Source organism: Roseovarius albus, assembly GCF_900172335.1.
GTDB classification, from domain to species: Bacteria; Pseudomonadota; Alphaproteobacteria; order Rhodobacterales; family Rhodobacteraceae; genus Roseovarius; species Roseovarius albus.
The window spans coordinates 1-24,640 of sequence record NZ_FWFX01000013.1; the positions used below are offsets into that span (position 1 = coordinate 1).

25 protein-coding genes and 1 pseudogene are annotated in these 24,640 nt (G+C 52.8%); 11 read left to right on the forward strand and 15 right to left on the reverse strand.

From position 1 onward, the window contains the following. Positions 1-379 precede the first annotated feature (379 nt). The gene (locus tag ROA7450_RS16745; RefSeq protein ID WP_085807101.1) at positions 380-637 is read right to left on the reverse strand and encodes a helix-turn-helix domain-containing protein; all 258 of its coding nucleotides are present in this window, start codon (positions 635-637) and stop codon (positions 380-382) included. Between the two features lie 183 nt (positions 638-820). Between ROA7450_RS16745 and ROA7450_RS16750 the strand changes: the two genes are divergently transcribed. From ROA7450_RS16750 to ROA7450_RS21535, 3 genes are read left to right on the forward strand one after another with little or no spacing between them, the layout of a single operon-like run. Next, positions 821-1,255 (forward strand): hypothetical protein, encoded by a 435-nt coding sequence (locus ROA7450_RS16750; RefSeq protein ID WP_085807102.1) that lies wholly within the window; start codon positions 821-823, stop codon positions 1,253-1,255. Between the two features lie 20 nt (positions 1,256-1,275). Then, positions 1,276-1,845 (forward strand): metallophosphoesterase, encoded by a 570-nt coding sequence (locus ROA7450_RS16755; RefSeq protein ID WP_085807103.1) that lies wholly within the window; start codon positions 1,276-1,278, stop codon positions 1,843-1,845. 19 nt (positions 1,846-1,864) lie between these two features. Beyond that, complete coding sequence (locus tag ROA7450_RS21535; RefSeq protein ID WP_159454083.1) at positions 1,865-2,074, forward strand: type II toxin-antitoxin system Phd/YefM family antitoxin; 210 nt, start codon at positions 1,865-1,867, stop codon at positions 2,072-2,074. A 47-nt stretch (positions 2,075-2,121) separates the two neighbouring features. On the opposite strand, the gene ROA7450_RS16765 is transcribed toward ROA7450_RS21535, so the two are convergent. Next, positions 2,122-2,769 carry a GntR family transcriptional regulator gene (locus tag ROA7450_RS16765; RefSeq protein ID WP_085807105.1) on the reverse strand — a complete coding sequence of 216 codons (648 nt, stop codon included), beginning with the start codon at positions 2,767-2,769 and terminating at the stop codon, positions 2,122-2,124. A 138-nt stretch (positions 2,770-2,907) separates the two neighbouring features. On the opposite strand from ROA7450_RS16765, the gene dctP reads away from it, so the two are divergent. The 8 genes and pseudogenes from dctP to ROA7450_RS16805 form a co-directional block, all read left to right on the forward strand. Then, positions 2,908-3,897 carry a TRAP transporter substrate-binding protein DctP gene (gene dctP / locus ROA7450_RS16770; RefSeq protein WP_085807106.1) on the forward strand — a complete coding sequence of 330 codons (990 nt, stop codon included), beginning with the start codon at positions 2,908-2,910 and terminating at the stop codon, positions 3,895-3,897. Positions 3,898-3,972: 75 nt separating this feature from the next. Beyond that, complete coding sequence (locus ROA7450_RS16775) at positions 3,973-4,521, forward strand: TRAP transporter small permease (protein ID WP_085807107.1); 549 nt, start codon at positions 3,973-3,975, stop codon at positions 4,519-4,521. Beyond that, the gene (locus ROA7450_RS16780; protein ID WP_085807108.1) at positions 4,521-5,837 is read left to right on the forward strand and encodes a TRAP transporter large permease; all 1,317 of its coding nucleotides are present in this window, start codon (positions 4,521-4,523) and stop codon (positions 5,835-5,837) included. The genes ROA7450_RS16775 and ROA7450_RS16780 overlap by 1 nt, the downstream gene beginning before the upstream one ends. Then, on the forward strand, positions 5,834-7,072 hold the full coding sequence (locus tag ROA7450_RS16785; protein WP_085807109.1) for a malonyl-CoA decarboxylase: 1,239 nt from the start codon (positions 5,834-5,836) through the stop codon (positions 7,070-7,072). Before ROA7450_RS16780 ends, ROA7450_RS16785 begins: the two co-directional genes overlap by 4 nt. 10 nt (positions 7,073-7,082) lie before the next feature. Beyond that, the gene (locus ROA7450_RS16790; RefSeq protein ID WP_085807110.1) at positions 7,083-8,600 is read left to right on the forward strand and encodes a malonate--CoA ligase; all 1,518 of its coding nucleotides are present in this window, start codon (positions 7,083-7,085) and stop codon (positions 8,598-8,600) included. 106 nt (positions 8,601-8,706) lie between these two features. After that, positions 8,707-9,114 (forward strand): universal stress protein, encoded by a 408-nt coding sequence (locus ROA7450_RS16795; RefSeq protein ID WP_085807111.1) that lies wholly within the window; start codon positions 8,707-8,709, stop codon positions 9,112-9,114. Between the two features lie 418 nt (positions 9,115-9,532). Then, the gene (locus tag ROA7450_RS16800; RefSeq protein WP_085807112.1) at positions 9,533-10,150 is read left to right on the forward strand and encodes an exonuclease domain-containing protein; all 618 of its coding nucleotides are present in this window, start codon (positions 9,533-9,535) and stop codon (positions 10,148-10,150) included. 173 nt (positions 10,151-10,323) lie between these two features. After that, a pseudogene (locus ROA7450_RS16805) lies at positions 10,324-10,482 on the forward strand (IS481 family transposase); the annotation flags it as partial. A 260-nt stretch (positions 10,483-10,742) separates the two neighbouring features. Here ROA7450_RS16805 and ROA7450_RS16810 read toward each other — a convergent pair. From ROA7450_RS16810 to ROA7450_RS16865, 13 genes are all read right to left on the reverse strand, one after another. After that, positions 10,743-11,678, reverse strand: coding sequence for a 3-hydroxyacyl-CoA dehydrogenase NAD-binding domain-containing protein (locus tag ROA7450_RS16810; protein ID WP_085807113.1), 936 nt, complete (start codon positions 11,676-11,678; stop codon positions 10,743-10,745). After that, positions 11,678-12,418: an SDR family NAD(P)-dependent oxidoreductase gene (locus ROA7450_RS16815; protein WP_085807114.1), complete on the reverse strand. Its 741-nt coding sequence runs from the start codon at positions 12,416-12,418 to the stop codon at positions 11,678-11,680. The genes ROA7450_RS16810 and ROA7450_RS16815 overlap by 1 nt, the downstream gene beginning before the upstream one ends. Continuing rightward, positions 12,418-13,836: an aminobutyraldehyde dehydrogenase gene (locus ROA7450_RS16820; protein WP_085807115.1), complete on the reverse strand. Its 1,419-nt coding sequence runs from the start codon at positions 13,834-13,836 to the stop codon at positions 12,418-12,420. The genes ROA7450_RS16815 and ROA7450_RS16820 overlap by 1 nt, the downstream gene beginning before the upstream one ends. Positions 13,837-13,847: 11 nt before the next feature. After that, a complete protein-coding gene (gene kce / locus ROA7450_RS16825; protein WP_085807116.1) occupies positions 13,848-14,783 on the reverse strand; it encodes a 3,5-dioxohexanoate:acetyl-CoA acetone transferase in 936 nt (311 codons plus the stop codon). Positions 14,784-14,793: 10 nt separating this feature from the next. Next, entirely contained in the window at positions 14,794-15,594 is an 801-nt protein-coding gene (locus ROA7450_RS16830; protein ID WP_085807117.1) for an SDR family NAD(P)-dependent oxidoreductase, read from the reverse strand. Beyond that, complete coding sequence (betC, locus tag ROA7450_RS16835; RefSeq protein WP_085807118.1) at positions 15,578-17,119, reverse strand: choline-sulfatase; 1,542 nt, start codon at positions 17,117-17,119, stop codon at positions 15,578-15,580. Before betC ends, ROA7450_RS16830 begins: the two co-directional genes overlap by 17 nt. Beyond that, positions 17,116-18,255: an aromatic ring-hydroxylating oxygenase subunit alpha gene (locus ROA7450_RS16840; RefSeq protein WP_085807119.1), complete on the reverse strand. Its 1,140-nt coding sequence runs from the start codon at positions 18,253-18,255 to the stop codon at positions 17,116-17,118. The genes betC and ROA7450_RS16840 overlap by 4 nt, the downstream gene beginning before the upstream one ends. Before the next feature lie 93 nt (positions 18,256-18,348). Beyond that, positions 18,349-19,374 (reverse strand): GlxA family transcriptional regulator, encoded by a 1,026-nt coding sequence (locus tag ROA7450_RS16845; RefSeq protein ID WP_085807120.1) that lies wholly within the window; start codon positions 19,372-19,374, stop codon positions 18,349-18,351. Positions 19,375-20,178: 804 nt separating this feature from the next. Next, positions 20,179-20,412, reverse strand: a complete 234-nt coding sequence (locus ROA7450_RS16850; protein WP_085807121.1) for an NnrT protein — start codon at positions 20,410-20,412, stop codon at positions 20,179-20,181. Beyond that, positions 20,409-20,585 (reverse strand): hypothetical protein, encoded by a 177-nt coding sequence (locus tag ROA7450_RS21205; protein WP_200812977.1) that lies wholly within the window; start codon positions 20,583-20,585, stop codon positions 20,409-20,411. Before ROA7450_RS21205 ends, ROA7450_RS16850 begins: the two co-directional genes overlap by 4 nt. 2 nt (positions 20,586-20,587) lie before the next feature. After that, positions 20,588-22,477 carry a nitric oxide reductase activation protein NorD gene (locus ROA7450_RS16855; RefSeq protein ID WP_085807122.1) on the reverse strand — a complete coding sequence of 630 codons (1,890 nt, stop codon included), beginning with the start codon at positions 22,475-22,477 and terminating at the stop codon, positions 20,588-20,590. Positions 22,478-22,481: 4 nt separating this feature from the next. Beyond that, positions 22,482-23,285 (reverse strand): CbbQ/NirQ/NorQ/GpvN family protein, encoded by an 804-nt coding sequence (locus tag ROA7450_RS16860; RefSeq protein WP_200812978.1) that lies wholly within the window; start codon positions 23,283-23,285, stop codon positions 22,482-22,484. Beyond that, the gene (locus tag ROA7450_RS16865) at positions 23,282-24,631 is read right to left on the reverse strand and encodes a cbb3-type cytochrome c oxidase subunit I (protein WP_085807124.1); all 1,350 of its coding nucleotides are present in this window, start codon (positions 24,629-24,631) and stop codon (positions 23,282-23,284) included. Before ROA7450_RS16865 ends, ROA7450_RS16860 begins: the two co-directional genes overlap by 4 nt. Between the last annotated feature and the right edge of the window lie 9 nt (positions 24,632-24,640).

Sequence of the window (24,640 nt, forward strand, 5' to 3'; positions counted from 1 at the left end):
AAACAACGCGAAAGGATCAAACTGAAGACGCTCGAAGCGCGGCGCTTGCATCACCGCAAACACGCCGCATAATCAAACCAACAAGATGAGCCAAACTCTCACTTAGTTTAGGCCCACATTGGTTCCAAAAACTCTGGTGACGGACAACTTGTTGTTGTGAAATGACCCATAGTTTGCCCATTTCGTTCTAACTCGTGTCCATTATCTACACATAGGTTGTACATTGAGCGGCTTCACAACGATGCTTTCGGGGTGAAGCCGTCTCTATTTTGAGTATGGTGTTTAGGGGGATATTTGGTCGCGAATGTCATGCTTTGGTCACCCCCGAAGCAGCAATAACCATTTGTAATTTTCAATATAAATGATTTAAATCTGGGTATTAAAGCCGTTCACCCGGTGGCACGGCCTTAACGACTACATCGAAAAAGTGTTCCTCAGGAACATCGAGCGCCCGCGCAATGATCACCAATTCTGGCACATCAATACGCCGCTGACCCGACTCGATCCGCGCGACGAACGATTGATGACATCTTAACCGCTCCGCCAAGGCTGCTTGTGAGAGATTTTGGGATTTACGGGCAGAAATGAGCGCTTCAATGAGCGCCAAATGTCCGCTGGTGTGAAGTGTTTTGGTCAAGTGAGTGTCCGTAAGATGCTTCGGACACTTCCAGTAATCTCATTTTCAGATTATCTAAAAATCAGATTATACACATAAGGTGGGTAGTGATGCCAAATATACATATAACCCCTGCGGACCTGTTTTGCGCTTTGGGTGTTTCGCAAAGCGCTCTGGATTCAGCCGCCATCAACGACATACAGGATGGGTGTTGAGATGACAGGCGTGAAAGCAGGCGATGTCTCAAACATCAAGGAAGCTATCCTATCGAAGTTTGCACCGGTACTGGCGCTAAAGTCGGCAGCACTGCAGCCCACTTCTAATTTTCAAACATTGAAAATACAGGAGCTACATCAGGCATGGGCTGTCTTTACGGACGTATTGCCGACAATCCTTGCTCAGTGTTCTGGCCTTTCAACGCATCCAAAGAGTGGAGAAGGTCCGTTTTCCGAGCTACTTTGGGATTTTCTAAACGGGCGTGAAATTTGCATTTCCCTAAACAAATCTGGCGGCTTCGATCTAAGCATCAACGCTGAAAAAGTGCAGTGGATGGAAACGCAATTGCCTCTGGATCTGCTTTTTCTGAAATTATTGGCGCTGGATTACACACCGGAGGAATTTCGCGCTCTGGCGGGTTAACTGAACCGAGAGAACACTCAATGACAATCTGGTATACAGCTGACACGCATTTTGGCCATGAGAACATCATGCAATTTTGCAATCGCCCCTTCAAGTCGGCATCACAGATGGACGCGGCGCTGTTGGAAAGCATGTGGAAGGTGGTCGGCCCGGAAGACCAACTTTGGATTCTAGGAGACTTTGCTTTTGGCTCCAAAGCCAAGGACAGCGCTTATGTTGAGCAGATATTCAATCAGTTGCCGGGCGCTGAGCGTCATCTGGTCGTTGGCAACCATGATCACAAGCCAACACTGGAGTTACCTTGGGATTCCGTCTCCCACTTCGTTGAATTGCAGGATGGACTTCAGAACCAGCTAAATACGTTGTGCCACTACCCAATGATTACTTGGAACCACGCTCGCAAAGGCGCGCTACAATTCTTCGGCCATGTTCATGACAATTGGTACGGGTCGCGGAATTCGGTGAATGTCGGCGTTGATGTGTGGGATTTCATGCCGGTCACCTTTTCCGATATTACACGTCGAGCGAAGAAGTTGCCACCGAACAAGCATTGGGGCGATGTTGAGCATAGGGCGAAACTCAACACTTAGACCGCTACGAGGGCAAGATATGAAGGTCTTTTCAACGACCCAATTGAGGCGCAACACATCTGAAATTCTGGAGGCGGTTCAATGTGAACCCGTTTTGATCACCAGGTACGGGAAATCTCTCTTTGCGATGATATCACGCGAACACTTCGATGCCATCGCAACCACACTCATGCATTCGTTGTGGATGAATTTCATCCACGCTGGACATCTCATCTCTGAGTCTGAATAACATTTGCACTCGATTCACGCTGGTTACTTAAAGAGTTTACTCCAAACCTACCCCTTCAATCCAGCCATAAGCTGCTGGAACTTCTCGCCTTGGACAGCCACGTGGCTACGCAAAATATTTGCGGCCTTTTCCGTGTCTCCTGCTCGTAATGCCTCAACAATCGCCTCATGCTCAGAAAGCGATTGTGCCATTCGGCCTCTGAAACGCAGCTGCATGCGTCTGTAAGGTTTTAACCTGTTTTGCAGTCGTAGGGCCTCATTTTGAAGGAAGGAATTTGCCGCGCCGCGATAGATTTCCTGATGGAATGCTTCGTTCTCGACATAATATCTTTCGGCATCGCCCCGCTCAACCGCGTCGCGGCATTTATCATTTGCTTTGGCCAGCCGATCCAAGCCACCTTCTGACATTCGCACCGCTGCGAAACGCCCACAAGCAGCCTCCAATTCGGCCATTGTCTCGAACATTTCAATAAGCTCGACAGGGCCAGGCTGCCGGACAAAGACACCACGCCGCGGAATTTGTTCCGCCATTCCAGACATAACCAGCTTCTGGAGCGCCTCTCGAACCGGTGTGCGTGACACCCTGAAGTGCTCGGCAAGCTTTATTTCATCCAGACGTTCACCGTCAGCATATTCTCCTTTGAATACAAGCTGCTCCAGCTGTTCCGCAATCTGATCTGCACGTTTCAATTCCATAGAAAAAGAATACTATGGAAGGGCACTAATGCGCAATAACAATTATCTTGTATACAAGATTGTTGACTTAGAATGCAGAATGAGCAATGCTGATTCATCACCACGTCATCTATGGCTCGTGATCTAAGGGAGGAAATAATGAAAACGAAACTTCTGACAACCGTCGCAACGGTCGCGTCAATGGGTTTAGCATCTATGGTCAATGCGACCGAATTGCGCCTATCACACCAGTGGTCAAACAAAGACATCCGCCATCAAGTAGCACAGATGGTTGCCGATGAGGTTGCCGCTGCAGACGTTGATCTAAACATCAAAATCTTTGGTTCAAAGTCGCTTTTTAAACCACGAGAACAATATCGTCCGCTGAGCCGCGGGCAGTTGGATATGACAGTTCTGCCGCTCAGCTATGCGGGTGGCCAACAACCCGCCTTCAATCTGACGTTAATGCCGGGTCTTGTGAAGAACCACGACCATGCCGCACGTCTGAGCAATTCTCCGTATATGCAAGCTCTCGAAGAAAAAATGGCCGAAGATGATGTCATGGTGTTGGTCCACGGGTATCTGGCCGGGGGGTTTGTTGGCAAAGACAATTGCATCACTAAACCCGAAGACGTCGCGGGGCTGCAAACACGCGCAGCTGGCAAAGCGTTTGAACAGATGTTGGCCGGTGCAGACGCGTCTATCACATCTATGGCCTCTTCAGAAATCTATAATGCGATGCAAACTGGCATTCTAAATGCGGCGAACACGTCGTCGTCTTCATTTGTATCGTACCGTATCTACGAACAGGCGGCGTGCTACACGCCAGCCACCGAAGATGTGGCGTTGTGGTTTATGTATCAGCCACTCCTGATGAACAAATCTACCTTTGATGATCTTACTGCAGAACAGCAGGAAGCTCTGTTAGGGGCTGCTGCGAATGCTGAAGCTTTCTATCTTGAAGAAGCCAAAAAGCAAGATGCTGCTTCGGTCGAAGTCTTTGAAAAAGCCGGTGTGGAAATCGCTGAGATGTCGCCGGAGGATTTCGCAGCGTGGCGCGCACTCGCTCAGGAGACGTCCTATAAGCAATTTGTCACGGATGTTCCGGATGGTCAGGCGTTGTTGGATATGGCGCTCTCTGTCGAATAGTTCTTTGCCGGGCGACCGCTGAAGAACGGTGGTCGCCTTACACCCAATTCAAGTTATGCTGAGAGGAAAGCTGATATGGCTAGCCAAAGTTCAGCTGTCACCTCGCGCACGGGCAACAATCCCTTTCTGCGCGCTGTTGCGGCAATTTCTACCCTCGCTGGATGGTGTTCTGCGGCCATGATCGTTGCCGCCGTGGCGATCACCTGCCAAATGATTTTCGTCCGTTTCGTCCTGAACCAATCTACAGTCTGGCAGACTGAGGCGGTGGTTTACCTCGCGATTGGCTCGACATTGATCGGGCTGCCTTATGTCCAACGCCTGCGCGGACATGTGAATGTTGACCTCATTCCGCTTTCACTCTCTAAAACCGCGCGCTTCTATATGTATTTACTGACAATGTCGCTGTCGATCGTCATCGTCGCGATCGTACTTTTCTATGGATACGAACATTGGCACCTCGCCTATGAGCGGAATTGGAAGTCGGACACCATTTGGGGTGTTCGCTTGTGGATTCCTTACCTGTCTATCCCCATCGGATTTGGGCTTTTCCTACTTCAGCTCATTGCAGATCTGATTGCAGTTCTGATGAAAGTAGACGCCCCATTTGGACTGGAGGACGTGTAATGGACCCGATCCTGCTCGGCGCAATTGTCGCCATTGCTACCATTCTTGTACTATTTTCCGGCGTCTCTGTTGCGCTTGGATTGCTCATCGTCTCATCAGCATTCCTGTTGATTTTTGATGGCATGCGCTCACTTGAACTTATTCCCGAAATTCTCTTTGGCAAACTTGATAACTTCGCGCTTTTGTCGATCCCGATGTTTATCATCATGGGCTCGGCTATCGCATCAACCCGGGCCGGTGCCGATCTCTATGAGGCGCTTGAACGCTGGTTGACCCGAGTGCCTGGCGGATTGGTTGTCTCCAACCTCGGGGCCTGTGCGCTCTTCGCCGCTATGTCCGGATCCAGTCCGGCAACCTGTGCGGCCATCGGAAAAATGGGCATTCCTGAAATGCGCAAACGTGGCTATCCCGACGGCGTTGCAGCTGGGTCCATTGCTGCGGGTGGAACGCTCGGCATTCTGATCCCGCCTTCGGTGACGATGATCGTCTATGGGATTGCAACGGAAACTTCGATTGGTCGCTTGTTCCTCGCTGGTGTCATCCCAGGTCTAATGTTGGTGATGCTCTTCATGCTTTGGTCGCTCTATTCGACGTGGAAGTCAGGAGACAAAGCTTTGCTAACCGCAGGAAACTACACGTGGAAAGAGAAGTTTGAAATCTTGCCACGCGTATTGCCGTTTCTCGCAATTATTTTGGGCGTCCTTTATGCAATGTATGGTGGCATCGCCACGCCATCGGAAACCGCTGCCGTAGGCGCATTGCTCTGCCTGTTGATTGCAATGATTATCTACAAGCTATGGAACCCAGCTGACCTGTGGGTGGTACTGCGAGACAGTACCAAGGAAAGCGTGATGATCATGTTCATCATCGCTGCTGCCGGCGTGTTTTCGTACATGCTGTCGAGCCTCTTCATTACACAAGCCATCGCCGAATGGATCGGCACGCTGGATGTAAACCGTTGGGTGCTCATGACCTTTGTCATGCTGTTTCTTTTGGTTGCGGGTTTCTTCTTGCCGCCGGTCGCGGTGATCCTGATGGCGGCCCCAATCTTGTTACCGATCATAACGACGGCGGGCTTCGATCCGATCTGGTTTGCTGTTGTCTTGACCATCAACATGGAGATTGGCCTGATTTCACCCCCGGTGGGTCTCAATCTCTATGTTATTAACGGCATTGCGCCTGATATCTCCCTCAAGACCATCCTCAAAGGATCGCTGCCTTTCGTGGCTTGCATGGTGATCGCCATCATCCTGCTCTGTTTCTTCCCCGGTCTTGCGACCTGGCTTCCAGATGTGGTGATGGGAGAAGCGGTATGAGTTATTTCGGTGATCTGATCTCGACGGTCTTTGAAAGGCGATACCGCAAGGCCTTATCCGATGAAGTCGATGGAAGAACGACATCGGACCTGTGTGAAGCACTCTTGAGCAGTCATGGAGAGGTGTCAGGGGTTACTCTGGCACGCAATCTCCTGGACCGTTACGCCAGCATGACAGGCGAAGAGAAGGCGACATATTTTGACTTCATGACCCACAAGCTTGAAATCAACTCGGATGATGTCATTGGGACGCTGCAAGCGTACCAGAACAAACCCGGCAAAAGCACTTATCGTGCATTTGCCGCCGCCTGCGAACCCAAGAGACAGGAATTAGCGCGTCGTCTAAACCAGGTTCCCGGAGCCACAGGGCAACTTGTTGGCATGCGCAAAGATCTGCTGGGCATGCTCAAAGAGCGACCTGATCTGGAACCGCTGGATGTTGACTTCAAACACCTGTTTTCATCTTGGTTCAATCGAGGCTTTTTGGTCCTACGCCCGATCAATTGGGAAAGCCCGGCTGACATCTTAGATAAAATCATCGCATACGAAGCGGTGCATGCAATCGATAGTTGGGATGATCTGCGGCGAAGGCTCAAGCCATCTGATCGACGTTGCTTTGGGTTCTTCCACCCCGCCATGGCCGATGAACCTTTGATATTTGTAGAAGTCGCTCTAACGAAAGGCATCCCGGACTCAGTGCAAGATCTTTTAGCAGATGATCGTACGGCGATTGATGCAGAAGATGCCGATACGGCAGTGTTCTACTCAATTTCCAATTGTCAGGCAGGGCTCGCAGGCATTTCGTTCGGCAACTCACTTATCAAACAGGTTGTTACCGATCTATCCAAAGAGCTGCCCGTGCTTAAAACCTTCGTCACCTTATCGCCAATCCCCGGCATGAATCGCTGGCTTGCTGGCCATTATCCCGAATTGCAAAAAGCAACAGATGATCAGGCCCTCGCGGCGCGATATCTCCTCGAGGCGAAGCGGCCAGATGGTATGCCGCTTGACCCGGTCGCGCGTTTTCATTTGGGCAACGGTGCCTTGGTGCACGCGGTCCATGCGGATGCTGACATTTCAGAAAATGGCCGCCGCCAATCCAACGGAACCATGGTCAACTATTTGTATGACCTCAGCCAAATCTCCCAAAACCACGAACAATTCGTCGGTGAAAAAACAGTAGTTGCCTCAGACGCCGTGAAGACCTTGAGCGCGTCGGTAACCCTACAAGCTTAGGAGCAAGACGATGACCAACCCCCTTTATGATACCCTCTTCGGACAACATAAAGGCAAGAATACCGTGTTCTTGCAGATGGCAAATGGATCGACCGTCACGCATGATGATTTCCTGCAGTTGGCGTCCCAATACGCTAACCTTTTCACGCAATTGGGTGTGCAGCCCGGTGATCGGGTGGCAGTTCAGATAGCTAAATCCCCTCAAGCACTCGCCATCTATGCGGCCTGCGTTCAGGCAGGTATCGTGTTTCTTCCCCTAAACACAGCATATACTGCGGATGAAGTTTCATATTTTGCGGAGAACAGTGGCGCGCGTCTGATCCTGTGCGATGATAAAAGGCACAATGAGTTGGAGCCCATCGCCAAAGCGTGTGGCGCCATACTTGAAACCATGAATGCAGATGGAAGCGGCAGCTTTACACTTCAGGCCGAAACTATGCCTGTTGGATTTCAGGCCGTGGACCGTACCGAAGATGATCTTGCGGCATTCTTGTATACTTCGGGCACGACGGGACGTTCAAAAGGGGCAATGCTGACACAGGGCAACCTGCTTTCAAATTGTCAGGCGCTTGCCAAAGAATGGGACTTCTCCGCAAAGGATGCGCTGCTCCATGCACTTCCAATTTTTCACACGCATGGTCTGTTCGTTGCCACCAATGTCACACTTTTGGCTAGCGGTCGGCTTCTATTCCTGCCCAGATTTAACTTGGACGAGATGATAGAACTGATGCCGCAAGCAACTACGTTGATGGGCGTCCCAACCTTCTACACACGCCTTCTTGAAGATGAGCGGTTCACGCGCGATTTGGTCAGGCATATGCGTCTGTTCGTTTCAGGCAGCGCACCTCTTCTTGCCGAAACACACCTTCAATTCGAAGAGCGTACTGGCCATCGCATTCTGGAACGATATGGCATGACAGAAACCAACATGAACACCTCTAACCCGTATGACGGAGAGCGTCGGGCTGGAACTGTTGGTTTTCCACTACCGGGTGTCGAGATCAAGATCACCGACAGCAATACGGGCGAAACCCTGCCACAAGGAGAGATTGGTGAGATCGAGGTGCGCGGACCCAATGTATTTAAAGGGTATTGGCAGATGCCCGAAAAAACTGCTGAAGAACTCCGCGAGAATGGGTTCTTTATCACCGGAGATCTGGGGCAAATTGACGAGGACGGTTACCTGCACATCGTAGGGCGCAATAAGGACCTGATCATCTCGGGCGGATACAACATTTATCCAAAAGAGATTGAATTGCTCCTTGATGAAGAGGTGGGTGTTCTTGAAAGCGCAGTCATAGGTGTCCCCCATCCAGACTTTGGCGAAACAGTTGTGGGCATTTTGGTCTCCGATGGGAAAGCTGAACTGGACCTTGACGCAATCAAGCAGAGCATTGGCGGACCTCTGGCCCGCTTCAAGCATCCGCAGAAGCTTGTCATTCTGCCGGAATTGCCCCGCAACACCATGGGTAAAGTGCAAAAGAAAGAACTGCGTGAACAATACAAAGACATGTTCACGCCTGCTTAACCTCCCCGCCTGGCCCCGCAGCGTTCAGTACCAACGCTACGGGTTCCTTTTTACACGATTGTGATCAATCAACGCACCCGCTCTGATACCCTTCTTGGAGGAAAATATGTATTCCAATATTCTAGTTCCAGTCTCTCTAGACGATGATCGAGACGTGATTTCTGCCTTACGCGTCGCTAAGGTGCTCAGCGGTAAAGATGGCAAGATTACGCTTTTACACGTGGTCGAGCATATGCCTCAATATTCTGAAAAGCTGCTCCCAGAAGATCACCTGGAGAGTGCAAAATCTGCCATCTCAATGAAACTCCAGCCAATAGTCGATAAGGCTGAGGCAGCAACGCTTGAGATCGTCGAGGGGCATTCCGGACGTACCATAGTCGATTATGCAGTATCACATGAAGTGGATTGTATCGTTATCGCTAGCCACCGGCCAGGTTTGCAAGACTATCTGCTCGGCTCTACAGCGGCCCGCGTGGTCCGGCACGCCGCATGTGCTGTTCACGTGGTTAGATGAAGCTTGTAGAGCCGGTCTTGAAGGTAAAATCATCATCAAGGCATATTCTCCGGGGTTGCTAGCACTCGCTAACTAAGCCCAAAGCAAAGTGGAAGCCCGTGCTGATGGCAACATATATCAAAAGGGCACGAGGCCAACCTCGGAGGCAGCGCATCCTCAGATTGACCTGCAGCGTTTTATCAGGCGAGGGCAGCCCATTTCGGACGTGACAGAACCATTCGTGAGCAATGAGAAAGGATCAAACGAAAGAATCTAAAAACGCGCCACTTGCATCACAGTCAAAGCGCCACATAATCAAACCCAACAGACGAGTTGAAACCTTTCTCAGCTCTAACCACGCCTGGTGCCAAAAACCGACTTTGGCTACAAGCAACGAAGATGCTTTGCGTTAATCGATAAAAGTGTGAAAGTCGTTGTCATGGCCAATGCTGCACCTTTGTCTTTACCAACCTGTTTCAATCAGCTCGAACCGCTGAGCGACAATCTCAGATTCATAGCTGTAGATGTCGAGACTGCAGGATATGATATCGCCAGCATCTGTCAGATCGGCCTCGCTTTCGTTGGATTTGACGGCTCAATTGCGACTTATAGCGCTTATATCGACCCTCGTACGCCATTCGCCGCTGGCAATACGCGATTGCATGGGATCGATGCCACTACAGTTAAAAATGCCCCGTACTTCGAAGTGATACTACCAGATCTGCGTCAGCTTCTTGAAGCATATCCGCTTGTTCAACATAGTCGCTACGACGAAAAGGCATTTGGCGCTGCATGTCGGCTTGCCGGACTACCAATGCTGAAGTCCGTATGGTCAGATAGCGTTGCGGTCGCCCGTCAAGCGTGGCCGGAGTTGCGGGGTAATGGAGGGCATGGCCTGGCCAATCTCAAAAAAGTGCTAGGGCTTTGCTTTCGACATCATGACGCAGGAGAGGATGCACGTGCGGCAGCTGAAGTTGTTTTGAAAGCGGAAGTTTCCATGGGGCGAAAAATCAGGATGCTGAATACCTCACAACAGCTGGTCTTTGATTTCCACTGATGCGAGAGGACGACTTCGTGGACCCTAAGGCATCAAAACAACCATCAGCGCAAACTGAGGGTTCAAATTTCATGAGAAATAGTACTTAGACCTAATGTACATGCTATGTGTATTTTATGGACGCCAAAGAGTAACATTAAAATATGGGTCATAAAAAAACAATGGTTGTTATGAGATCAAATGAGCAAGAATTTTATCAGTTGCTCAGCTACACAGGTGACGTCGACCTCGAAGCCAAACTGAGCGAATGGGAACGCTTCTACAACTTCCACAGACCACACGGCGCACACAGCGGAAAAACGCCTTACGAGGCGCTCCGGGAAAAACTATAATCCACAAATCAGATGTCTCGAGAAAAACCGCGCCTCACAGAAGCAATGCAATGCGCGCTAAGCTCCGCCAACTCAAGTGAGGAGTCAAAAAATCCATGGTGAGGGGGAAGCCAACCTTCGCGGCATTACTCATCAGCGTTGGGAATGCGCTGATTACGGTCTTTGCAAAGCTTGGTGAGCAGCCCTAACGAGACACGTCTAAAGGCATTTTGAAAATCGTAGATCCGCACTTTACGCGAACGTTATTTTCGGACAAGACGTTATCTGATCTCTGATTCAGCCAGTGCTTTTCGCAATTTAACAATTGCTGTATCGCGCTGAGCAGCCAAATTATTGATAGAGTTATCTCCAATCTCTTCCATAAGACCTTGCGTAAGCATTTCAGAAACCTCCGGGGTGAGCGTTGGCGTGCCCAAATCATTCCACCAGCCATTGAATGTGTCGCTAAAGTGATCGCAAAATGCCGCCAACCCTCCTGCGCCTGCACCCAAGCTGAAAAGAGTAGTTGGTCCCATCACCGCCCAGCGAAGTCCTGGCCCAGCGGACATTGCCTTGTCGACATCCCCGACACTGGCGACACCGGATTGCACCAAATGGATCGCCTCCCGCCAGACGGCAGCTTGTAAGCGATTAGCAACGTGACCGGGCACTTCTTTGTTCACCCTGATGGTGACCTTACCGATATCTTCGTAAAATGTTTCAGTCGCCTCGACGACGCCAACGCGGGTTTTGTCGTTGCCCATCACCTCGACCAGAGGAATCAGATGTGGTGGGTTAAAAGGATGTCCCAGAACAAAGTTGCTCGGGTTTTGCCAACCATCTTGCATCTGCCCCAGAGTCAGGCCGGAGGCGGAGCTGGCAACAATTGAGCTGTCGCCAAGAACTGGTTCAATCTCGGCAAAGGTCGCTTGCTTGATCGGCAGGCGTTCGGGCACGTTTTCCTGTACAAAGCCAGCACCCTCAACAGCCGAAGCAGCAGAGGGATGAAAACTCACACGGTCAGGATTGCCGCGTTTGGTCAATCCCAGTTCGGACATGGTCTCCCAGGCTTGTTCGATGTAACTCCGCACAAGTATTTCGGCCTCGAGTGACGGATCATAAACGGCGACCGACCGGCCCGAGGCCAGAAACAAGGCCGTCCAACTGGCCCCGATGGTGCCTGCGCCCAAAACGGCGGTGTGAGAGGTATCAGTCATTAGAAAAGCCCCGTGTTGATCGGTGAGGCGGCGGTCATGCCACCGTCGATTGTGAAAAGCTGACCAGTGGCAAAACCAGCCTCGTCTGAAGCAAGCCAGACGGCCATGGCGGCAATGTCTGCGGGTTGCCCAAAACGCCCGGTGGCATGACGCGCCAATGCATCCTTACGGGCAGCGGCGGGATCATTCGAGAGCTCAAATCCCGCCTCCAGCATGCCGGTTTCAATCCAACCCGGGCATATCGCGTTGCATCGTATGTCTGGGCCGTGATCCACGGCTATGGACCTTGTAAGTCCGTGCACAAAGGATTTGGACGCGTTATAAAGCGCCATGGACGGGTCAGAGACTTTACCCGAAATGGACCCGATGTTGATGATGGATGCGCCTTTGGTCATCTTCGGAATAAAGGCCCGACACATGTTGAACACGCCGCGACAGTTCGCACCGATCACCAGATCCCAATCGGCATCGGTGCTATCCACAACGGTTTTTTCCACCTGCACACCGGCATTATTGACCAGTATATCGATAGCCCCCAAAGACTGCGCTAACTCGTTCACTTGCGCCGCGTCAGCGACATCGACGCTGTACCAGCTCACACCCTCTGGCAATCCATCAGGTTGCGGGCCACGGCCGCAAGTCGCGACGGTCGCGCCCTCCTTCAAAAATGCCTCGACAATGCCGCGCCCAATTCCCTGACGACCACCAGTGACCAGTGCTTTTTTCACCGCGAGCCGCATCAGTGGGCCACCATCACATGGCGAACAGCGGTATAGGCGTCTAGCGCGTAAACCGACATGTCGCAGCCTGTGCCCGAAGATTTCATTGCCGCCCAAGGCATTTCCGGCGTGGCAATGCCGTGTGTGTTCACCCAAGTAAATCCATATCTCATTCTTGATGACATCCTCATCGCGCGTCCTGTGTTGCTGGTCCAGACCGAGGAGGCCAGCCCAAACCGGCCCGTATTGGCGACCTTTAGCGCCTCTTCTTCATCAGAGAACCGAGAAATGGTCACCACTGGCCCAAAAATCTCATTACAGAAAACTTCCGCATCATGAGAGACATTGGCCAGAACTGTGGGTTCATAGAAGAAGCCCGGCCCATCGATCATCTTGCCGCCTGCAACGACCTCACAGGTCTCGCGCGCGCGATCGACAAATCCGGCAACCGTGTTGCGCTGAGCAGCGGAAATGATCGGCCCCATTTCGGTGCCTTCCGCCTTTGGCGCGCCAACTTTGATCTGGTTGACCTGATCAGTCACGGCGGCGACAATCTTGTCATAGATTGCATCGGCAACCATGACCCGACAAGGCTGGGCACAATCCTGCCCGGCGTTGAAGAACGAACCATAGCGCACGGTTTCCGCTACTGCACCGATATCGGCATCCTCAAATACAATCACGGGGGCCTTGCCGCCCAGCTCCAGATGCACATGACGGATCTGACGGGCGGCAGCCTTCATCGCTTCTGCACCCGTCGCGTTTGATCCGGTGATCGAAATCGCTTCGGTACGGGGGTCGTTGATCATTTGATTGCCGATCTCACGGCCGGAGCCGTGCAGCACGTTGACTGCGCCTTTGGGAGCTATATCGGCGATCAGTTCTGCCGCCTTAAGTGTTGATAATGGTGTCAGTTGCGACGGCTTCACCGTCACGGGACAACCGGCCGCCAGCGGGGCCGCTAATTTCCAAGCGGCCATCATCAGTGGATAATTCCAAGGTGCAATCGCTGCCACCGGACCAACCGGATCTTTACGGATCATCGATGTGTGACCAGCGACATATTCGCCGGCTGCGATGCCAGTCATTGTCCGGGCTGCGCCGGCAAAAAACCGGAAGGTGTCCAGAGTTAGTGGCGTTTCATCATTCAGGGCCGATGGCCAAGGCTTGCCTGCATCCAGACTTTCCAGCTCTGCCAGTTCTTTGACGTTATCTTCCAGAACGTTGGCGATGTCCGTCAATAGTTCCGAACGCTCAGCCGGGCAGGTTAGCCCATAAGTTTCAAACGCCTCATGCGCGGCGGCGGCGGCGGCATTGGCTTGCTCAGAAGTGGCGGACTTGATCGCGCAGATCTCTTCACCAGTGGCAGGGTTCAATACGGCGATTGGATCGCCGTCGCCCTCAACCATTTCGCCGTTGATCAACATTTTGGTTTGCATGAGATCCTCCCTCAGAACGCGACCTGATCGCCACCCTTCAAACCAAGACGCGCGCGCGCCTCAGCCGGGGTGGCAACCGAAAGGCCGAGATTTTCGATGATGCCGCGGATTTTACTGACCTGCTGGGCGCTGGACACGGCCTTTTCACCCGGGCCAATGTAAAGGCTGTCCTCCATCCCGACCCGTACATTGCCACCCAACAACGCGCTTTGTGTCGTGAACGGCATTTGGTGGCGACCGGCGGCCAGAACCGACCACTCATAGTCATCCCCAAACAGCTTGTTGGCGATGGTGTGCATATGCATCAAATTATCCAGATCGGCGCCAACGCCGCCTAAAATTCCAAACACCATCTGCACAAAGATCGGTCCCTTGATCCAGCCCTGATCGCGGATCCAGGCCAGGTTATAAAGATGGCCAAGGTCATAGCATTCAAACTCAAATCTTGTACCATGCCCTTCGCCCAGCTCTTTCAAGCAATATTCAATATCCGCAAAGGTATTGCGGAAGATGAAATCGCGGGTCATGTCCAGAAATTCCGGCTCCCACGCGTGTTTCCAATTTGAATACTTGTCCTTCATCGGGAAAATGCCGAAATTCATCGACCCGATGTTCATGCTCGCCATCTCGGGCGAGGCTTTGACCGCCGCACGCAGGCGTTCCTCGCGCGACATGCCCAGCCCCCCACCGGTTGAGACATTCATCACTGCGTCGGTGGCTTGTTTAATTCGCGGCAGAAATTCCATGAACAAGTCAGGATTCGCATCGGGCTTGCCGGTTTCCGGGTCACGGGCGTGCAGGTGAATAATTGATGCCCCCGCCTCGGCAGCCTCGATTGAAGCTGTGGCGATTTCGCTTGGAGTGATCGGAAGGTGTTCCGACATTGTGGGCGTATGAATGCCACCTGTCGGTGCACAGGTGATGATAACGGATTTTTGCTTGGTCATGATCGCACCCTCAGATCTTCATCTGTTGCACTTGGGCCGAAAGCCCCCCATCAAGCACCCAGAGCTGGCCCGAGGCATAGCGCGCCTCGTCTGACGCCAGCCAATTGACCAAGTTGGCGATGTCATCCGGCGTGCCATAGGTGCGCATCGGGTGCACATCACGCACGGCCTGCTGCAGCGATTCAATATCGCCGCCACCCCCACCGGAGCCATCTCCATTGAAGAAGCTTTGCAGCATCGGTGTGTCGATGTAGCCAGGACAGATCGCGTTCACACGAATACCTTCGGGACCATGATCACAGGCCATTGCGCGCGTCAGTGCGTGCACCGCCCCCTTGGTCGCGCAATAGGCAGCCAGACCGGGATCCGCGATGAAGCCATCATATGAGCCAAAGTTGATGATCGACGCGCTGTTGCCGGATTGTGCCGACGCACGCATCAGGGGCAGTGCATATTTTGATGTCAAAAACGTGCCGGTGCAGTTCACTGCAAAGGACTTGTTCCACTCCTCCAACGTGGTGTCTTCGATGGTTTTTTCGATCTCGATCCCAGCGGCATTCACCAGAATGTCCAGCTTGCCCTGATCGGCCAATACCTGGTCCATTGCAGCGATGGCGTCTCCCTCTTGGGTCACATCCAGCTTTATAAAGACACTGCCATCATCGTCATGTGCAGCCAATGATCCTTGCGGGGTCAGATCCGCGGCATATACCGTTGCTCCTTCGCGCAGAAATCGGCTGACAATTGCACGGCCAATACCCCCGCGACCGCCAGTCACCAGCGCGGTTTTACCTTCAAGAATTCGTGTCATTGGTGTTCCTTGGGTTCAAACGATAATGTTCAGCAGCGACAGTCCAATCCATGTGGTTGCGCACATACTGTTGCGACGCATCAGCGGGTGGGTTGTAGTCCCAATGCTCTCCGGCTCCAGCCTCCATCGCGGCGTGCAGGGCGCGGCGGGATTTTTGCGTGCCGATAATGTTGTCGCGAAGTTTCTCACTGTCCCACCGCTCGGCCACCTCGGCAGCAAAGGCTGCCGCCGCATTATGATAGGCCGGATCAGCGGCGACGTTTTGCTTTTCCAACGGATCTTTGACCAAGTCATAGAGCTGCGGTGGATCGGGATCACAGTGGATGTACTTCAGTGGCCCACGCCGGATCATGAAGACCGGATATGGCGTCATTTCTGCGCAATACTCCCCGATGGCCTCATCTGTCGGGTCCGTCTCTCCGCGCGCAAGCGGCAAGAGCGAGCGGCCGTCAAGCGGTTCGCCAATGATTGAATCGTCGCCCCCCGCGATATCGACAAAGGTCGGCAAAAGATCGAGCAAGGAACAAGCATTTGAGGCCACACCCTTTGCCACCCCGGCACCGGTCATAATCAACGGCACGCGGGCAGAGTGTTCAAAGAAGTTCATCTTGTACCACAGGCCACGTTCACCCAGCATGTCGCCATGGTCGGCGGTCACGACAATGATAGTGTTGTCGCTTTCACCGATGTCTTCGATGGCTTTAACAACTTCGCCGACCTTGCTATCGAAATAACTAACATTGGCCAAATAGGCGCGGCGGGCACGGCGCACTTCTTCTTCGGTCAAGGGTACAACGCTGGCTTCGATTCCATCCATCAAACGGCGCGAGAATGGATCGTGATCCTCAAGCTCGGGGACATAAGTGGGCATGTCGATATCTTCATCCGCGTAAAGATCCCACCATTCCGGTTTGGCAACATAAGGGTCATGGGGATGGATGAAACTGGCCACCATGCAAAACGGAGTGTTGTCACCAGCGGCGCGTTCGCGTCCGCGATCAATAAGCCATCGACGCGCAGCAAAACCGACCTCGTCATCATAATCGGTCTGGAAGGTGGCAACGGCAACACCGCTTTCCTTGACCGTTTCCATATTGTGGTACCACTTATCGATCCGCTCGTCCGGGGCTTCCCAATCGGGTGTCCAGGCAAAATCAGAAGGGTAAATGTCGGTGGTCACACGATCTTGAAAACCATGCTTTTGATCGGGGCCGACAAAATGCATTTTGCCGGACAGACAGGTGCGATATCCAAGCGCCTTAAGATAATGCGCGAATGTCGGTACAGAGGCGCGAAATTCGCTGGCATTATCGTAGGCCGCGATCCGGCTGATCAATTGCCCCGACATAAAGGCAAAACGTGACGGCGCACAAAGCGGCGAATTGCAGTATGCCGCATCAAACCGCATACCGCGGGCGGCCAGTGCATCAATGTTGGGGGTTTTTGCAATCTCATGACCATAAGCCCCGGTCCAATGGGGTGCCAGTTGGTCGGCCATGATCACAACGATATTTGGCTGCGTCATGTGGCACCTCGCGCATAGGCGTCCAGCACCAGCCCGTGAAAATGGTGCACTGCGTGTTCGGATTTGCCTGACCCGGATGGATCATTCACAATCCGCCCTTGCGTAAACGCTGGTGTGCTCATCCCACGCTGAACGCTTTCGACAAGGCCGATGTCTTCGACCTGTAGAACCTCGTCCAGATAGCGGATCGCGTCCAATTCGCCTTCATTTGGCTCAGGTGTTTCAAGGAAGAAATCATAGGTCTCCAGCGACCGGTCCGGTCCAATTGGGATGATGTTCAGCACGATCATGCTGGACCGACCCGGATAGCGCATGAGGCAAGTGGTCGGCCACAACCACCAAACGGCATGGGTTTTCACGGTTGCGTTTGACACGTCATAGGCCGAGTTGGTCGACTGGCCCGCATCCGCCATGTGGCTGGAGTAAATCCCATGCGTGGTAACCTTATAAGTGTCCATATCGACGAGATCGCAGAAGTCCTTATGCGCGGTCGGGCAGTGGTAGCATTCAAGAAAATTATCGACGACATTCTTCCAATTCGACTTGATGTCATAGGTCAGACGATGACCGAAAGTCAGCTGGTCAATATCCGGCGCCCAGTGGCGGATTTCGGTTTCCAGATTGCCGGATTGCTCTTTCAGCGACTGTGCGGTTGGATCAAGATTGACGTAGATGAATCCCGCAAACTCCTCGACCTGCACCTGATCAAGACAGATCTCCTTGGTGTTGAAGTTTTCCAGATGCTCGGTTTCCGGCGCACGCACCAATTGCCCGTCCAGCTTGTACACCCATGCGTGATAGGGGCACATAATGCGGGTGGTGTTGCCTTCCCCCTTCAGCAACTCATGCGCGCGGTGCTTGCAGACGTTGTAGAATGCGCGCAGCCCCCCCTCGCGATCGCGCACAACGGCGATCGGCTGCCCGGCGATCTCAACGGTGACAAAGGACCCAGATTCTCGCAACTTTTCGAGATGGCAAACCCATTGCCAGGATTTGGCGAGGATCTCGCGCTGATCGGCCCCGAACCATTCAGCTTGCGTATAGGCATCCGCCTTCAATGATTGCGAATTTCCTGCATCAGCTGAATAGCCATCACTGATCCGAGAAAACTGAGCTTGGGTTGGTAGGTCAGTCACGCTGAACTCTCCTTTGCCTGCCTGTGGGTCACAAAGGTATGATCAGCGAATTTCTACATGATTTCAGGCACTCTATTCGCCCAAATATGAACCCTATTCGCCATCCTGCTTCGATTTCATCGGTCGGTACATTGGCCAAGCACGAAATTCAAACGGAACCCGCCCATCGATTCTGTCCTGATTGGGGGGTACGCCAAAGCGCCTTTTATAGGCGCGGCTAAAGTAAACATGATTGGGAAAGCCGCAGGCCAAAGCAACCTCAGAAATCGGCAGTTCGGTTTGCGTGACCAAACCCCTCGCCCGGTCCAACCGGATGTCACGATAGTACAATCGCGGGCTGGTTTTTACATAGCCCTTGAACAACCGATCAAGATGGCGTTGCGACACGCCGATGAAATTGCAAAGCTCAGGAATGCTAAGCGGCGTTTCGAGATTTTGCTCCATCATCTCGATCGCGCGACGCACCTTTGATGGCGCGGTGTTTCCCAAAGGTTCAAACCGTGCATCGGTTTGATGCGCCCCCTGCCCGCGCACGCGGCTATGGAAAATGTATTTCGCGCAGTCATTTGCCAGTGCATCCCCGACGATTTCACGCAGAAGTGTTAAGGCATAGTCACTAGCGGCAATGCCCCCGCAGCAGGTGCCAATAGTGCCATCATTCACAAACAGATCCTCGCAGACCTCAATCTGCGGATACTTTTCACCAAACCCGTCAATATGTTCGTAGTGCGCTGTGGCGCGCCGCCCGTCCAAAATACCCGCTGCGGCAAGCACAAAGGCGCCTGTATCAATGCCACCGACATAGCTGCCGGTGCGGAAGTAACGACGGATTGCTGACAACAGCGTATCGCTCGCAAAGGCATCCGGCGTCCAACTGCTGGACACCAGAACGATATCCGGAGTCTCCTCCTGGTGCGCCCTAAGCGCCTCGACACCGATTTCCACACCGTTGCTCGCACGGCACAGCCCACCCTGTTCGCTTACCAATGCCCAACAAAACAGCTGTCGGCCCGCAAGGTAATTCGCCGCTCGAAATGGATCCAGAAACGCCATCGTCGCCGCCAAATTGAAGTGTGGCGTGACTAGAGCCAATATCTCAGTAGGGCCTTTTTTACGCATGGTTCTACTTCCTAGTTGCCAGAAGAGGCGAGGATTAAAACAAACGTGTCTATCCAAAGACAGTATGGCATCTATCGAACCTCATAGAGAAGGTTTTTGCGAGATATGAGCAAACTCAGCGAGCTAGAGTAAAACGCTTTGTAGTACTCCACTTATGCTCCTTTAACACGCAATTGACATGTCTCAAAAAGGTTGCCAAGAAAGTTTGATCTAATCGGAAGTGCCGATTGGTTATATCCGCTTTGTGGCTGACAACAGCCATTTCTAGTGGCCCTTTTGAATCACAGTTATCGGCGGTGGTTTCAACGGATCGCCGCAACACGTTAGTCTTTTATGGAAAGATGACACCATGTTGGGCACAAACCGTGGAGGCATGATTTTGCGCAAGTCGTCTTTTGTCCGCGAAGAAAACCCGGGAGGCATTTGAGTGCCTCCCTCCTCCCAGATTGAAAGCTACAAATCTGCATTGCCCGTTTCCCAAGCCAAGGCGTAGTTGCGATAGATGTCACTGATTGTGTCCATAGAAAATCCTTTCGCTGTTCGTAAACTTGTTTATTGGGGTGAAATTACCCACAGCGGTAATTGGATTTAGCTATCAGACTCATGGAATCGAGGTTTGTCTGCTTCGGGCTCGTTGCCGATATCAGTCACTATCAGCATAGGCCTGAATGACGAAAAAGACCTGAAGAACAGACATTCAGAAACGATACCGCGAAGGTCAGCAATGCGGATTTTTGATGTCGTTCACCATCTCCGATCCAATGGCCGCTCTGATCTAACCAAATGAGGACATAAATTTTGACATCATGAATCCGTCTGCGATGATTTAATCAATCGCTTGATATGGAGCGCAAATAGCCATGTTGCCGGCAACCCAAGTGGCAGGGCTATAAATATCGCCGTCACCGGCGTGATGGCAGGGAGGCCAAGCCAAGATAAAATGAGCGAGGAGAAGTAGACGTTGAGCGCCATTGCACCTGCTCCAAACGGATAGAGCACCGCAGTGATTTTTCGTGTGCTCCAACCTGCGTCGCTCATCTGCGAGACACCAGTTTTTGCACACCCCACAATGCGATAATCAGTGCGAACGATGCGATCATGAACCAAAACTCAGCTGTTGCAGATTGGGATTGAGGGACGGGGCGTTCATAGGCTTCTGCATTTGCAAAGAGTGGTGTGAGCAGAAAAGCGGTTAGTACGGTGTAGCGCATGATTAGGTCTCCTGTGTGAGAGATCGATAAATATCTGGAAGTGCGCGAAGCAGGCGCTCGGGCTGGGGGAGCAGAGTAAAACCACCACGCCCAAAAATGCGGGCGAACCAGTCTTGCCCGTCTTCATCCACAATGATGCCGTGCACAATCTGGCCAATGTTGCGGGCCTCACGCACGGCCATGTGGCTGTCTTCAATACCGTGCTGACCCTCATAATGGTCAAGGTCGTTAGGTTTTCCGTCGGTCAGAACCAACAGAAGCTTACGACTGGAGGGTTCCTCCTGAAGCTGCGCGCTGACATATCGGATAGCAGCACCCAGCCGCGTATAGTGCCCTGGCTGCAGGCTGCAGATCCGACCCTGTACTTCTGGAGAAAGCGGCGTCTCAAACGCCTTGCACCGACTGAGAAACACCCGGTCCCGGCGCAACGACGAAAACCCCCAAATACCCAACCGGTCGCCAGCCGCATCAATGCCCCCGGATAAGGCGGCAAGCGCATCCCGCGCCACGTCAATCACACTGGTGTCGCCAACTGCCGCCTCGGTAGATCTTGAAGTGTCCAGCAAGATGGCCACCGACAGATCACGATCAATCTGGCGCAGGCTTTGGTAGATCCGGTCGCTACTTTGCCCAGTGGCTTGCAAGTCGATCTGCGCGGCAATCACCGCATCAAGATCAAGCTCTGTCCCGTCCAATTGGCGCGGGCGCAGGATGCGTCTAGGGTGCAGGGTTGCAAATTGGCGCCGAACCTCGCGCATACGACGCTCGTTAGGCACCAGTGCATTGTCGGGGTCTGGTACGACCTCAGCATCAAGCACGCGACAATGGTTGGGCATATAGCTGCGGCTGCGATGGTTCCATTCTGGATAGGTATATTCGCCAGCCAACCGTTCGTGGTCGGCATCCGCAGGGGAAAGGTCAAGGTGCAAGCGAAGGCGCGTCGCAGCCCGGCGATCAAGGCGCGACAGGGTGATGTTATCCTGATCGTCTGCTGCCTTTTTCGCGTTCTCGTCGTCGTCATCGTCCACACTGCGATTGAGGTTCATGCTTTCAACCCAGCTGAGGATCGCTTCAAATCGGTGAATGATGAAACTGTCTTTGCGCATTGCTTCGGATGCGTCTTTGCGTAAACCAAGTTTTCTGGTTGTGGTGCTTGCCGCAGGAGGTTGGTTGGTGATCTCTTCTGGGTTTGCGTCAGCCAGACCGCCAGAGCCGGGGCTTTGGAATGACAGCCAAAACGGCACCGGTGCAAACGAATGGTACTTGTTTGATGCGACATTGGGTGCCGCTGCTGTGAAGGGTAGTCCAGCCAATACATCGCAGATTGCGGCTTCCAAATCCGCCTCAGGCGCGGGGCGCTTTACATCCGGGCGCGCATTGAACGTTGCGATACGCATTTTTTCATAGCTGTGTCGAAGCCCCGGACAGCGAGCATAGACCGATTCAGCCGCCTTTGAATTGATCTGCACTTGCGTCCAATCCGCTAAGAGTGGATCTTCCGGGATTTCTCGCGGGTCACTCAATGCCGCTGAGGCCGCCAGCCACAGATAGGTCGCGCGGTTCAAGTCTGCGTCAGGAAAAATGGCGATGTCAGGGGGTAACAAAAGCTTCTCACTGTCAAAACTAGCTTGATACTGACGGAGATCAGCGTTGCCCAGTTTTCGGCGCGCCCCGATCCGATGTTGTGATCGGGTGGCTGGGGCTGGCGCAATTTCGACTGCTCCCGATCCACCCAAAGCGCGAAACAGGAATAGCAAACTGGTGCTCATACTGCTTAGGGTAGACATCGCTTCTGGATAAGCCAGCGTACAATCGGGCTCTGACACAAGGCCGTGCCAGATATTCCCAACCGTTTCCTCGGGCTCCATCAGATCAAGGGGACGCAGTGCCATTGTCTTAACCGTAGACCACGGTGATCAGATCACGCAGGGCCGTTTTGATGTCATCGTCATCAGTCAATGGTTCAATAATAGCGGCCTCGAGCGCGCGGTTAACATTCATGCCGGTTTTCATCAACATCGCCGCATAGATCAGCAGGCGGGTTGAAACACCTTCCTCTAAGTCCATACCTGACAGATTGCGAATATGCCCTGCAAGCCGCACCAGCGAAGTGACTCGCGTATCATCAAGGCCGGTTTCCTGCGCGATGACAGCGATTTCCGTTGTCGGGTCGGGAAAGCCGAATGTGATCGACAAAAACCGCTGACGGGTCGAGGGTTTCATGCGTTTCAGGACGTTTTGGTAGCCGGGGTTGTAGCTGGCCACCAACATGAAACCGGAGGGGGCCTGCAGTTCTTCGCCAGTGCGGTCAATCATCAGTGTTCGGCGGTTATCAGTCAGCGGGTGCAAAACAACCGTAACATCTTTACGGGCCTCGACCACCTCATCGAGGTAGCAAATCGCCCCTTCGCGCACTGCCCGGGTCAGCGGGCCATCAACCCAATCGGTTTCTCCGCCGCGCAGCAGATAGCGCCCTATCAGATCAGCCGCAGAAAGATCATCATGGCACGCCACAGTATAAAGTTTGCGTCCAGTGCGAGCCGCCATGTGTTCGATATAGCGGGTTTTTCCGCAACCGGTTGGCCCCTTCAAAAGGAGGGGCAAGCCGCTATTTTGTGCCGTTTCAAACAAGGTGCATTCGTCACCTGTTGGTTGATAGAACGGCACGTGCAGGTCTCTGGCAGGCATATTCATGGTCATTCACCTGCAACCTGTGTGGCGTCACCGGGAGTGATCACCTCTGACTTGCGGACAACCAGCATTGCGTAAATGAATACCAGCGCGCCAAGAACCACCGCAAAGCCTGCGCCAAACCGCATGACGTAGAACAAGGTCAGGGCATCCTGCACATCCATGTAGTAATCCCCAACGACGCGTTGCAGGTGAGTCTGGATGGTGCCCGCGAAGGTCAGAACAAAGGTCATGAACGCCATGCCGCCCGTCATCAACCAGAATGACGCCATATTCAGCACCTGATTGTACGGCGCGCGGCCCCGCAACATTGGGAACGCATAAGAGAACATCGCAAGATTCAGCGCGACATAAGCCCCGTAGAACGACAAGTGGCCGTGTGCGGCAGTGATCTGGGTGCCGTGACTATAGAAGTTCACCCCGTGCAATGTGTGCAGGAAGCCCCAGACACCCGCGCCGAAGAATGCGACGGTGGATGACCCAAGCGACCACAATAATGCGGCCTTGTTTGGGTGGTTACGGCGACCCTTCCAGACCATGACAAAGGCAAAGCTCATCATCAGGAAGAAGGGGATCACCTCGAAGGTTGAGAAGATCGAACCAACCCACTGCCAGTAGCCCGGCAAGCCAATCCAGTAGAAATGGTGCCCAGTGCCAAGAATGCCGGAAAATAATGCGGTGGCGACAATCACATAGAGCCATTTTTCGACCACTTCACGGTCTACACCGGTCAACTTCAATAGCAAGAAGGCCAGGATCGATGCCATAACCAACTCCCATGTGGCCTCGACCCAAAGGTGCACGACAAACCACCAGTACATTTTATCCAGCGACAAGTTATCCGGGTTGATGAAGGCAAAGACCCACAGCAGGCTGAGTAGCCAAAGCCCCATCAGCAAGACATTGGTGATCGCTGTTTTTCGCCCAGCCAAAACTGTCATTGAAATGTTGAACAGAAAGATCAGGGCGGCAACGAGGATGCCGAATTTCACCCAAAGCGGTTGTTCAAGGAATTCGCGCCCGCCGTGGATGCCGACAAGGTAGCTGCCAACCGCGCCCAACGTTCCCACCATCAGCAGGATTAACTGAATATAAGCCAGTTTGACCGAATAGATCTCGCGCTCGCTTTCCTCGGGAATCAGGAAATAGGCGGCGCCAAAAAAACCCAGCAAGAGCCAGACAATCAAGGCGTTGGTGTGGATCATGCGTATGATGTTGAAGGGCAGTAATTCCGACAGGAAATTTGGCGAGACGTAAATCCAGCCCGCCAGCAAACCGCCGGCAACCTGAATACCAAATAAGGCCATCGCACAAAGAAAATAGGCGTAGGCCACTTTTTGAGAAGCGTATTTCATAGGAATCCC